Source organism: Nocardiopsis flavescens, from assembly GCF_900141985.1.
GTDB classification, from domain to species: Bacteria; Actinomycetota; Actinomycetes; order Streptosporangiales; family Streptosporangiaceae; genus Nocardiopsis; species Nocardiopsis flavescens.
In genome coordinates, this window is the sequence record NZ_FQZK01000034.1 from 35,162 (window position 1) to 46,331 (window position 11,170).

General features: G+C 75.0%; 9 protein-coding genes. 5 read left to right on the top strand and 4 right to left on the bottom strand.

All coding sequences use genetic code 11. The features are described from left to right. Positions 1-47 precede the first annotated feature (47 nt). The 4 genes from BUE45_RS28925 to BUE45_RS28940 all read left to right on the top strand — a co-directional run bounded on the left by BUE45_RS28925 (position 48) and on the right by BUE45_RS28940 (position 5,993). Complete coding sequence (locus BUE45_RS28925) at positions 48-962, top strand: sirohydrochlorin chelatase (protein WP_073384092.1); 915 nt, start codon at positions 48-50, stop codon at positions 960-962. 253 nt (positions 963-1,215) lie between these two features. Further along, a complete protein-coding gene (locus tag BUE45_RS33955; protein WP_073384093.1) occupies positions 1,216-4,767 on the top strand; it encodes a sensor histidine kinase in 3,552 nt (1,183 codons plus the stop codon). Continuing rightward, on the top strand, positions 4,757-5,191 hold the full coding sequence (locus tag BUE45_RS28935; protein WP_073384094.1) for a DUF742 domain-containing protein: 435 nt from the start codon (positions 4,757-4,759) through the stop codon (positions 5,189-5,191). The genes BUE45_RS33955 and BUE45_RS28935 overlap by 11 nt, the downstream gene beginning before the upstream one ends. 277 nt (positions 5,192-5,468) lie before the next feature. Next, positions 5,469-5,993: a hypothetical protein gene (locus BUE45_RS28940; protein WP_245833531.1), complete on the top strand. Its 525-nt coding sequence runs from the start codon at positions 5,469-5,471 to the stop codon at positions 5,991-5,993. Between the two features lie 99 nt (positions 5,994-6,092). On the opposite strand, the gene BUE45_RS28945 is transcribed toward BUE45_RS28940, so the two are convergent. The 4 genes from BUE45_RS28945 to BUE45_RS28960 all read right to left on the bottom strand — a co-directional run bounded on the left by BUE45_RS28945 (position 6,093) and on the right by BUE45_RS28960 (position 8,944). Further along, positions 6,093-6,791 carry an HNH endonuclease family protein gene (locus BUE45_RS28945; protein WP_073384095.1) on the bottom strand — a complete coding sequence of 233 codons (699 nt, stop codon included), beginning with the start codon at positions 6,789-6,791 and terminating at the stop codon, positions 6,093-6,095. Positions 6,792-6,937: 146 nt separating this feature from the next. Next, the gene (locus tag BUE45_RS28950; RefSeq protein WP_073384096.1) at positions 6,938-7,516 is read right to left on the bottom strand and encodes a permease; all 579 of its coding nucleotides are present in this window, start codon (positions 7,514-7,516) and stop codon (positions 6,938-6,940) included. After that, positions 7,516-8,121, bottom strand: a complete 606-nt coding sequence (locus BUE45_RS28955; RefSeq protein ID WP_073384097.1) for a TetR/AcrR family transcriptional regulator — start codon at positions 8,119-8,121, stop codon at positions 7,516-7,518. The genes BUE45_RS28950 and BUE45_RS28955 overlap by 1 nt, the downstream gene beginning before the upstream one ends. Then, a complete protein-coding gene (locus BUE45_RS28960; RefSeq protein WP_245833532.1) occupies positions 8,114-8,944 on the bottom strand; it encodes an alpha/beta fold hydrolase in 831 nt (276 codons plus the stop codon). The genes BUE45_RS28955 and BUE45_RS28960 overlap by 8 nt, the downstream gene beginning before the upstream one ends. Positions 8,945-9,175: 231 nt before the next feature. Between BUE45_RS28960 and tyrS the strand changes: the two genes are divergently transcribed. Further along, positions 9,176-10,474 carry a tyrosine--tRNA ligase gene (gene tyrS, locus BUE45_RS28965; protein WP_073384099.1) on the top strand — a complete coding sequence of 433 codons (1,299 nt, stop codon included), beginning with the start codon at positions 9,176-9,178 and terminating at the stop codon, positions 10,472-10,474. The last annotated feature ends 696 nt before the right edge of the window (positions 10,475-11,170 follow it).

Below are 11,170 nucleotides of genomic sequence, written 5' to 3' on the forward strand. Positions count from 1 at the left end.
AACGCTCCGACCGGGCACCCCGTCCGCCTCTCATCCTGAATCCTGGTATGCGAAACTCTGATCGACTCCCCCCACGCGAACTGCCCAAGCGGAGGTCCGGCCGCCACCGGAACCCGCTGTCCTTCGACGACTGGTTCGGGACCCCGAACCTGATCATGGCGGTCCCGGGTACCGCCGAGCAGGCCAGGGGCGTCGACGGCGGGTCCATCGGTGCCCGGATGGCCGACCTGGTGCGCGCCTACCGGCCCGAGGTGACCATCCGCCACGGCCACCTCGACGGCGACGAGCAGACCCTCGCCGAGGCGCTGGCCGGCATGCAGGGCGACGGTGAGCGGCCGCTGACCGGCGTGGTCGTCCCGCTGGTGACCGCCCCGCACACCGGGGTCTCGGCCGCCATCGGCGCCGCCGTGCGCGCCTCCGGCGCCGACGTCCGCGTCAGCGAGGGCCTGGGGCCGCACCCGATGCTCGCCGAGGTGCTGCACCTGCGCCTGGCCGAGAGCGGCTACGTGCGCGCCGACCGCATGCGCCTGATCAGCGTCGTGGCCCGCGACACCGGTATGGCCGACGGCGTGGTGGTGGGCGCGGTCGGCGGCGAGTCCGCCGTGGCCGCGGCCGGGGTGACCGCGGTCCTGCTCGCCGCCCGCCTGGGGCTGACGGTGCTTCCCGCCGACCTGGAGAACGAGGCGGCCCTGGAGCTGGCCATCTCCCAGCTGCGCCAGGGGGGCTGCCGGCGCCCGGTCATCGCGCCCAGCGCCCTGGGGCCGGAGCTGCACGCGGACCTGGCGGCCACGGCGGAGCGCTACGGCGCCCGCCTGGGCGCCCCGCTGGGGGCGGACGGCCTGCTCGGCAAGATCGCCGCGCTGCGCTACGCCGAGATCCTCAACTCGCTGGGGGTCGAGCAGCCGCCGACCGCCGACCAGCTGCCCGACCCGGTCGGTTCGCGCCACCGCCCGGAGGCCTGACCGCGGCGACACGCCGTGGCGCGGGGAGTGTTCGAGGGGCCGTCCGCTTCGGCGGGCGGCCCCTTCGTCGTGCACGGGCGCCCCGACCTGGTTCTCAGGGGGTGATCCGGAGGTCCCGGGGGCTCCTCCGCATCTCCGAAGGCAACTCGTAGTAATCGTTTGACAACGTTCCGCCATGATTTTTCGATAGCCTCGGCACGACCGAAAGCCGCCGCGGCCATCGCGCCCGGCACCCGCACAGGCTGGAGGGGCCATGCGCAGAACCCGCGTCAAAGCGTCCACGATCCGTGGTCAGCTCACCCGCATCGTGCTCGTGCCGAGCCTGTGCTTCCTGGCTCTGTGGCTCGTCGTCGCCGCGGTCGGCACCGTCCAGGCCGTCCGCCTCATGGGCTCCGTCGCCCAGGCCCGCGAGGGGACCGAGGCCTTCTCCGCCGCCGTCCTCGAACTCCGCTCCGAACGCCGCCTCGGCCTGGTCCAACTGGGCCGCCTCGAAGCCGGCGGCGACCTCGACACGCAGGCCCTGGCCGGCCAGCGCTCCGACACCGACACCGCCCTCGCCGACGCCGTCGGGCTCGCCGAGCAGCTGACGGCCACCCGTGACGACGAGGTCCGGCGCAGTGCCGAGGCGTTCATCGAGGCCGTCGCGGACCTGCCCGCCCTGCGCAACGCCCTGGACGAGGGCTCCGCCGTGCAGGAGCAGCTCCTCGTCGGCTACGGGGAGGTGCTCGACGACGCGACCGCCGTCACCACCGCCCTCGTGCACACCACCGACGGCGGTGAGAACCTCACCGACGCGGTCCTGACCAGCGAACTCCTCGGAGCGGCCACCGAGTACTCCACCGCCGACGCCCTCCTGGCCGGCGTCGCGGCCCGCGGGGCGATGGGGTACGAGGAGACCGCCCACTTCACCTACCTCACCGCCTCCTACCGCGACACCCTCGGCGGGACCGCCGACCTGCTGTCACCGGCCGTGCGCGCCCGCCACGAGGAGATGGTCTCCGACGGGGCCTGGGCACGGGCCGAGGACATCAGCCGCGGCGTCGTCACCCGGCCCCCGGCGCCCGCCGCCGGTGACCCCGGGCAGTCCCCGTCGCCGGAGTGGAACACCGCCGTCGACGTCGACGGCGACGACTGGGCCGCCTCCTCCGGGACCTCCGTCGCCCTGCTCGACGGGGTGGCCCGCGCCCAGGCCGACCGCACCGTCGACCTGGCCTGGAGCGCCGCGCTCACCCAGGTCTCCCTCGGAGTGGGCGCCTCCCTGGTCTGCCTGCTCGGCGGCGCCGCCGCCCTGTTCTCCGTCGGCCGCTCCTCCCGCCGACTCACCGACCGGCTCACCCTGCTGCGCGAGCGCGTCATGGAACGCGACGACGACCTGCCCGACATCGTCGACCGGGCCCAGCGCGGGGACCGGGTGGACGCCCAGGAGGAGCTGCCGCCGCTGAACGAGTTCGGCGACGACGAGATCGGCCAGGTCGCCGAGGCGTTCGACAGCGCCCAGCTCACCGCCGTGGAGGCCGCCGTGCGCCAGGCCGAGATCCGCCGCGGCGCGAACAAGGCGTTCCTGGGAATCGCCTTTCGCAACCAGAACCTCGTCCAGCGCCAGCTGCGGCTGCTCGACGAGATCGAGTACGACGAGCAGGACCCCGACGCCCTGGGACGGCTGTTCCGGCTCGACCACCTGACCACCCGCGCGCGCCGCTACGCCGACAACCTGATCATCCTCGGCGGCGGCCAGTCCGCCCGCCGCTGGCGCCAGCCCCGCCCCCTCGTGGACGTGCTGCGCGCCGCCATCGCCGAGACCGAGGACTTCGAGCGGGTCCGGCTCACCTCGGCCCCCCGCCTGCTCATGCACGGCCAGGCCGTCGCCGACATCGTGCACCTGCTGGCCGAGCTGATCGAGAACGCCACCCAGTTCTCCCCGGTGGGCACCCCGGTGGACGTGGGGTGCGGGCCCTGCCCGGAGGGACTGCTCGTGGAGGTCGAGGACCGCGGCCTGGGCATGTCCGAGCACGGCTACGAGCAGGCACGCCGCACCCTGGCGCGACCGCCCGAGTTCGACGTGATGGCGCTGCCCGACGACCCGCGGCTGGGCCTGTTCGTGGTGGCCCGCCTCGCCGAGCGCCACGGCGTGCGGGTGTGGCTGGAGCCCTCGCCCTACGGGGGGACCCGCGCGATCACGCTCATCCCCAGGGCCCTGCTGGAACCGGCCGAGGCACCGGCGGTGGTCGGGCCGCGCGGGGTGGTCCCCGCCGCGGCGCGGCCCCGGGAGGGCGCCGCCACCGAGGGGGACGTGCGCCCCGCGTTCGGGCTGCCCGAGTCCCGGGCCGGTGCCGCCGCGTCCGGCGCCCGCCCCGAGCGCGACCAGCAGCGCTGGGCCGAACCGGAGGACGGGCCCGGCCTGCGCCCCGTCGTGCCGGAGGAGGGCGTCCCCGTGGAGCCCGGAGCCCCCGCGTTCGACGGTCCGGTCTTCGACGGCGTCCTGTTCGACGGCAGCGGTGCCGGCCCCGCCACCGGACCGCAGCCCGCGTTCGAGGCGGGCCCGGTCGGCCCCCGCACCGAACCGGCCGCGGACCCCCGCCCCGCCCCCGCCCCCGGCGCCGACGCGGCCGGGCCCCGGCCCGGCCACGGGAGCGCCACAGGGCCCCAGCCCCGCCTGGGCGACCTCGTCCCGATGGACCCGCGCGCCGGGACGGCTCCGGCCGACGGCTCCGGGACCGACCCCGCGGGCACCGGGGACACCGGCCCCCGTTCGGGCGCCTTCCCCGGCACCGGCCCCCACGCCGTTCCCGGAGCCGGCCCCCGGGAGGCCGGGCCGCGCTCCGCACGGACCCGGAACACCGGTCCGCAGACGTTCCCCGGCCGCGGCCCCGACCCCCGGCGCCCGCTCGCGGACGCACCCGGCGACACCGGGCCCCGCCCCGCCGTCGAACCCGGGACCGGGCCCCGCCCGGGCGGCCGGCGCGCCGCCGGCGCGCCCACGGGCGCGGGGCCCCGTCGGACGGCCGCGCCCCGCCCGGCGGCAGAGGAGACCCCGCACGCCCACCACCCGGTCGGCGACACGGGCGAGGTCGACCTCTTCGCCGACGCGCCGCCCGCCGACGGCCCGCCCGCAGCCGAGCGGCGGCGGCCACGGCACTCCGCGCCGGCCCCGGCCGACGGACCGCAGCCGGGCGAGGGTCCGCGAACCGCCGCGGCCGAGGGCCCCTGGGACGTGCGCTGGGGCAGGACCGGCCCGCAGGAGGCGCTGGGCGACGTGCTGCGCCCCGCCGACCCGCCCCGCACCGGCCCCCGCCGGGAGCCCGCCGGCGGCGGTCCGCAGCCGGTCCCGGGGGACCGGCCCCGCACGGACGGCGAGGGGCGCCCCGGCGACCCCACCGAGCCGCTGCCCCACCTCGCGGTGGAGCACCGCCGCTCCGGGCCCGGCGCCGCGTCCCGGCCGGGCGCCGCCCACGAGGGGGCCCGCCCGGCGCAGCGCCGCGACCTGCCCCCCGGCTTCACCGGCCCCCGGCCGGTCACCCCCGGCCAGGAACCCCCCTCCCGCGCCCCCGGTCCGTGGGCGGACCGCGCCCCGGCCGAGCCGCCGCCCGCCCCGGACGGTGCGCGCACGGACGGTGCGGTCGCCCCCGCGGCGGCCGGGCCCCCGCACGGCGCCCCGGGGGAGCGGGCCCGGGGCGCCGGGCCGACGGGGCCCGACGGCGCCCCGGACCAGGAGCGGACCCCCCTGCCCAAGCGCCCCGCGACCCGCGAGCAGGACGCCCCGCGGGTACCGGCTCCCACACCTCCGGGAGGACACAGTGAGCCATGACAGGCGCCGCGCCCTGGCCCGGCACGACAAGGACGGGGCTGACCGCGACTCCGGCGGCGATTCCGGTCCGGACCGGGTCGAGGAGCGGTTCCTGCGCCCCTTCGCCGTGGCGGCCGGAGACCCGGACGGCAGCGGCCCCGGTCCCGGCCCCGAGACGCTCGACCTGCTCACCCTGGTCGTCGCCGCCCGCACCCCCGGGCGCAGCGAGTGGCTGCGCCCGGAGCGGGAGGCCATCCTCCGCCACGCGCTGCGGGCCCGGACGGTCGTGGAGCTGGCCGCCGAGGTCAACCTCCCGGTCGGCCAGGTCAGGGCCATCGCCGGCCGGATGATCGAGGACGGCTCCCTCCAGCGCTGCGGTCCCTCCCGGCCGCTGGCCCGCAAGGACATCCTGCACGCCGTCCTCGTCGGCCTGCGCTCCCTGTGACCGCGGGCGCCGCCGCCCGCGCGCTGCGCACCGGCCCGCCCCCGGGAGCGCGGGGACCCGCCGCCCCCGAGGCCGGCGCCCCCGCGCCGATTCCGCTCCGCCGCACCGGATTGGTCCGGGCGTGATCGGGAAGGGGACCGGACCGGGCGGGCCGTGCGTGTCGGAGCGGAGTTATCCACAGGTTCCGGAGCACGCTGGTATGGGCCCCGGGGGCGATCCAGCATGGAAGGAGCCGGAAGGCCCGGGATGGTCCCGTGCCGTACCGGCGGGAGACCCCATGCCCCTGCACCGCCCGGTCGCGGTTTTCCTCGCCGCGGTCATCACGCTCGCGCTCACGACGGCCGCAGCCGTCACCGACCCACGAGGGGGAGAGTTGGACGGCTTCAGCATCGGACATCTGCCCGCAGCCATCGACGAGGAGACCTCGGTCTCGGACTTCGCGTACGAGTGGGGGGACGTCGCCTTCACCAGCCGGGTGTGGGAGCGGCCCAGGGACGGGGGAGGCGTCGAGGTGGTCATGCAGGTCCTGGTCCTGCGCGGCGACGCCCTCACCGACCTCGACGCCCTGCGCGACTTCCTCGCCGAGTACCACGAGCGCTCCCCGCAGGAGTGGGAGCTCACCCCGTTCGACAACGGAGGGGTCCCGGCACTGCACGGCGCGACCGAGGCGTTCTGGACGCCCGGCAAGGGCGTGGCGGTGGAGGTGCGCGACGCCTTCGGGATCCTGGGCCAGGAGGAACTCCTGGCCACCGCCCGCGGTGTCGGCCCCGACGGTCCGGGGGATCCCGCGGACCGGGCCTGACCGGGGCCGGGCCGCGCCTGCGGCACGGCCGGGCCCCGACGGCGAACGGCCCGGCGCCCGGGGCCGCCCCGGTGCGCCGGACCGTTCGGGTCCGCCGGCTCAGCAGCCGTCCAGCACCCCGCGCAGCGCGGCCTCCTCGTCGGGGTCCACGCTCAGGTCCCACACGTGCTTGACCTCGATCCACGCGGCAGCGTACTCGCAGTGCGCCGACTCCAGCGGGGGCATCCAGTCCGCGGGGTCGGAGTCGCTCTTGGACCGGTTGGTCGAGGCGCTGACCGCCCACAGCTGCGGCGAGGACTCCAGGTCGTTGGCGAACTCCTCGCGCTTCTCGGTGGTCCACGCGTGCGCCCCCGAACGCCACCCCTCCTTCAACGGCACCATGTGGTCGATGTCGAGGTCCTGCTGGTCGGTGAAGGTCTCCCCGTCGTAGGCGCTGTACCAGGAACCGGAGACGGCCCGGCAGTCCTCGTTCATCTCCACGTTCTCCCCGGAGCGCTCCAGCACCGTCTGGCGGGTGTCGCACCCGTCCTGGCTGCTCCAGTGGGGGAACACCGCGCGGTCGTACCCGGGCGGATCGTCCTCGGCCTCCACCCGCAGCTCGTCCAGCATGGTCCGGGCCTGCTCGACGGACGCGCCCCCGCCGGGGGAGGGGGCGCCGCCGTCCGGGCCCGCGGCACCGTCCTCCAGGCCGAGGTCGATGATCCCCGCCTGGTAGAGGACGAACGCCGCGACGACGATCGCACCGACGACGGCGGAGACGATCCCGCCCAGTTTCGACGACGACTTCTTATCGGCCATGAGGAAGCTCCACGGGCTGGGGAACGGGGGAGCGCCGCCGGGGGACGGCGCCTTTCACCAGCTTGTCGCATGTCGGGCCCGGCCGGGAACACCGGTCCGGGTCGTGTTCGTCTCCCCGGACCGACCGGAAAGGGGACGGGAGGGGATCAGGAGGCGAACAGGTCGAACAGGAACGACCCCGCCAGCAGTGCCCCCACCCCGACGCTGTACGCCCATGCTCTCCTGCGGTCCGGCACGTCCCGCAGTGTCCGCCACCCGTACAGCAGCACCCCCGCCGCCACCAGGGAGCCCTCCACCACCGCCGCCGCCACGGGGACCTCCCACAGGCCCAGCCCCAGCAGCGGCGGACCCGAGCCGCCGGGCAACAGGGGCATGTCGGGCCGGTGCACCAGTAGGTCGAGCAGCCAGTGCGAGAACACCACCCCGCCCAGAACCCAGCCGGCGGAGGGTCCCCAGCGCTCGCGCAGGAACACGTGCACCAGGAGTCCGACGGCCAGCGCCAGCACCGCGTTCGACACCAGCGCGTGCGAGAACGGCGCCGTGATGAGCAGTGAGCCGTAGCCGCTCAGGCCGGGGGCCGCGGGGCCCATCGACTCCACGCCCGCCGCGGCCAGCGGCAGGAAGACCAGGTCGGGGACCTGGGAGGCGACCAGCAGCGCCGCCAACGGGATCTCCGGGCGCCACGCCTTGACGATCCCCGCCACTCCGAAATGTCCGGCCAGCATCAGTCCGTCTCCTCTCCGCGGGTCCCCCCGCCGTCGACCCCGCCCCCGGGCCAGTCCCGGTAGGCGCGCACGAACCCCTCGACCAGCAGTGCGAAACTCTCGTCCACGTCCTCGGGCAGGCCGAACCCGCCCTGTGACTCCAGGTCCACGAACCCGTGCAGCGCGCTGCGCAGCGCCCGGATGGCGTGCACCGACCTGTCCTGGGCGATCCCGAACCCGCGCAGCACCGCCGCCATCACCCGCACCGGGTCGGTGTCCAGCTGCACGTCGGCGCTCGCCAACGGCGCGAGCCTCTGGAGCGCGGCGTAGCGCCCGGGATGGGCGAGCGCGTAGGCCCGGTAGGCGTGCGCCCCGGCCCGCAGCGCGTCCGCGCCGGAGAGCCCGACCGCGGCCCGCTGCAGGTGCTCGCCGATCTCGTTGGCGCCCAGTACCGCGATCTCCCGGCGCAGCCCGGCCAGACCGTCGACGTGCTTGTACAGGCTGGGCGCGGCCACACCGCACCGCTTGGCCACCGCCGCCAGCGACAGCGCCTCCCAGCCCTCCTCGTCCGCGAGCCGGGCGGCCTCGTCCACCACCAGCGCGGGGGTGAGCCCGGCCCTAGGCATTGGTGCGCACCCGCGCGATCAGCTCCTCCAGCACCGGGACGACCAGGTCGGGCCGCTGGCTCTGGGGGTAGTGGCCGCACTCGGGGACCGCGACCACCCGGCCGCCGACCACCGAGGCCGCCCAGGCGGCCTCGGCGACCGGGTCCTTCCAGTCCGGGTCCTGCTCACCGACGACGACCACGGCCTCCGCCCGCAGCCCCTCGGCGGAGCGCACCTCCTCACCGAGCGCCTCGACGGTGGCGAGAACCGCCCGGTAGCGGTCGGCGGGGCGCAGCATGGCGTGGATCCGGTCCAGGTGCTCCCGGTGGCCCTGGGGCCGGCGCCCCTTGTTCAGGGAGTCGTAGAAGCGCACCAGCATCCGCGGACCCCAGGGGCGCAGCAGCATCAGCCGCTGGGCGATCCGGGTGGCGGGTCCGGGCGAGGGCTGCCGCAGGAAGGGCGCGAGCAGGGCGATCCCGGCCACCAGGTCGGGGCGCTCCAGCGCGGCGATGGCCGCCGCCGTACCGCCCAGCGAGTTGCCGGCCAGGACGACGTCCCGGCCGCCCAACTCCTCGGCCAGGGCGAGGGCGTCGGTGGCGGCGGCCCGGCCGGTGTGGTCGTCGAACGTCGCGTCGCTGTCCCCGTGGCCGCGCAGGTCCATCACCGCGACTCGGTGCCCGGCGCGCGCCAGCGCCTCTCCCACGAACCGGAAGGAGGCCCGGTGGTCGAACATCCCGGGCACGCACACCACCAGCGTCCCGTCCGTGTGCCCGGCCCCGTACAGGTCGTAGGCGATCCGTCCGCCGGGGCGGGTGATGCGGTGAACGGTCGCTCCAGTACTCAAGCTCATCTCCATAGCCGTAAAGCTAATGGCATTAGCCAAGCGCGTCAAGGCCCCGCCCCCGGGGGATCCGGAAGCCGCACGGGCGTGCGCGGGCGCCGAGCCGATACCGTTGCGGTGGACCGCAGGTCAGCGGGCGGCGCGGGGAAAAGAGGGTGAGCCCCCGGCCGGGCCGACCTACACTGCAAGGCAGATCGGGCCCCGGGCCCGCCTACGAATCAGAGAGCAAGCACAGTGACCGACATCATCGACGAACTCCAGTGGCGCGGCCTCATCGCGCAGACGACCGACCTTGACGCACTCCGCAAGGCGATCGCCGATGGTCCGATCACCCTGTATTGCGGCTTCGACCCGACGGCGGGCAGCCTGCACGTCGGTCACCTCACCCAGATCCTCACCCTGGCCCGCTTCCAGCAGGCGGGGCACCGGCCCATCGCCCTCGTCGGCGGCGGCACCGGCCTCATCGGGGACCCCAAGCCGAGCGCCGAGCGCCGGCTCAACACGGTGGAGACCGTGCTGGGCTGGGTGGAGGCGCTGCGCGGCCAGCTGTCCGCGTTCTTGCGCTTCACCCCGCAGGGGGAGGCGCCGCGGCCGACCGACGCGATCCTCGCCGACAACGGCGAGTGGCTGTCGGGGATCAACGCCATCGAGTTCCTGCGCGACGTGGGCAAGCACTTCAGCGTCAACCAGATGCTCGCCCGCGACACCGTCAAGAGCCGTCTCGACGGCGAGGGCATGAGCTACACCGAGTTCAGCTACGTTTTGCTGCAGTCCTACGACTTCGTGCAGCTGTACCGGCGCTTCGGGTGCACGCTCCAGACCGGCGGCTCCGACCAGTGGGGCAACATCACCGCGGGCCTGGACCTCGTCCGCCGGATCGAGGGCAACGAGCCGCACGGCCAGGCGCACGCCCTGACCACGAACCTGCTCACCAAGGCCGACGGCACCAAGTTCGGCAAGACCGAGACCGGCACCGTCTGGCTGGACCCGGAGCTCACCTCGCCGTACGCGTTCTACCAGTTCTGGTTCAACGCCGACGACCGCGACGTGCTCCGCTACCTCAAGGTGTTCAGCTTCCGCTCCCGGGAGGAGATCGCCGAGCTGGAGGCCCTGACCGCGGAGCGCCCGCAGGCCCGTGCCGCCCAGCGCGCCCTGGCCGAGGAGCTGACCACACTGGTGCACGGCGCGGACGAGTGCCGCAACGTCGTCGACGCCAGCCTGGCCCTCTTCGGCCGCGCCGAGCTGTCCGAGCTGGACGGGCGCACCCTGGAGGCGGCCCTGGCCGAGGTGCCCAAGGCCGAGGTGGCCGGCCCGGTGTCCGACCTGCCCGCGGTGGCGGACCTGTTCGCCCAGAGCGGCCTGACCCCGAGCAAGTCCGCGGCCCGCCGCGCCATCCAGGAGGGCGGCGCGTACGTGAACAACACGAAGGTGACCGACGTCGAAGCGCGCCTGAGCGAGGACGACGTCCTCCAGGGCCGCTTCGTGGTGCTGCGCAAGGGCAAGCGCAACATCGGCGGGGTCGTCCTCGGCTGACCCGCGGGGGCCGGCGCCCGTGGGCGCCGGCCCCCGGCACCGGGGCGCGGAGAATTCGCCCCGTTCGCGGGGTTTCGATCAGGAATCCCCCGGGGAGGACCAGCGTTGTCCAGTGACAACGGCCCACGTGCACACGCGGCTCCCGGTGTGGGGAGCGCGAGGATCACGAGGTCCCCAGGACCCGAAGACGCGGCCCCGAGGGGCGCCAGGTTCCCGGTTCGACACCCGACCCGGGCCGTGGTTTGACGTCCTCGATACCTCCGCCTATACTCGGCAAAGTCGCTGCGGGACGGCGAGCGCCCTGAGGGCGTGTTCGGCCCCGGACCGCGATCGCGCGACACCTCTTCTTCACTCCGATCCAGAGCGTCACGGGCATGCGCCCGGAGGCGGTAGGGTCAGGGGGTCGCCTTGAAAAGGGCGGTGAGGGAAAACAGGAATTCTCCACTCCTGGTCGGTTGATTCCGCGAAAACGCCGGTTTGGCGGGTCGCAGAAACACTGATAAAGTGAAGACACAACAAAGCGGAAACGCAGACGCCTTCCACGGAAGAGCAACACGGACCCAGGTCCGGTGCTTGTACGGGAAGGGCGGTTGCTTCTTGAGAACTCAACAGCGCGTGTTCGATTTTTACAGCCAAGTTTGTTTTGGCCCCGTCACACGACGGCGAAGTCGGTGAGATTTCGTCCGGAGTGTGCGA

Coding starts and splice junctions, on each gene's coding strand:
- BUE45_RS28955 (WP_073384097.1), bottom strand. CDS start 8,121: ATGCCTAGGGCCGGGCTCACCCCCGCGCTGGTGGTGGACGAGGCCGCC.
- BUE45_RS28940 (WP_245833531.1), top strand. CDS start 5,469: ATGCCCCTGCACCGCCCGGTCGCGGTTTTCCTCGCCGCGGTCATCACG.
- BUE45_RS33955 (WP_073384093.1), top strand. CDS start 1,216: ATGCGCAGAACCCGCGTCAAAGCGTCCACGATCCGTGGTCAGCTCACC.
- BUE45_RS28950 (WP_073384096.1), bottom strand. CDS start 7,516: ATGCTGGCCGGACATTTCGGAGTGGCGGGGATCGTCAAGGCGTGGCGC.
- BUE45_RS28925 (WP_073384092.1), top strand. CDS start 48: ATGCGAAACTCTGATCGACTCCCCCCACGCGAACTGCCCAAGCGGAGG.
- BUE45_RS28945 (WP_073384095.1), bottom strand. CDS start 6,791: ATGGCCGATAAGAAGTCGTCGTCGAAACTGGGCGGGATCGTCTCCGCC.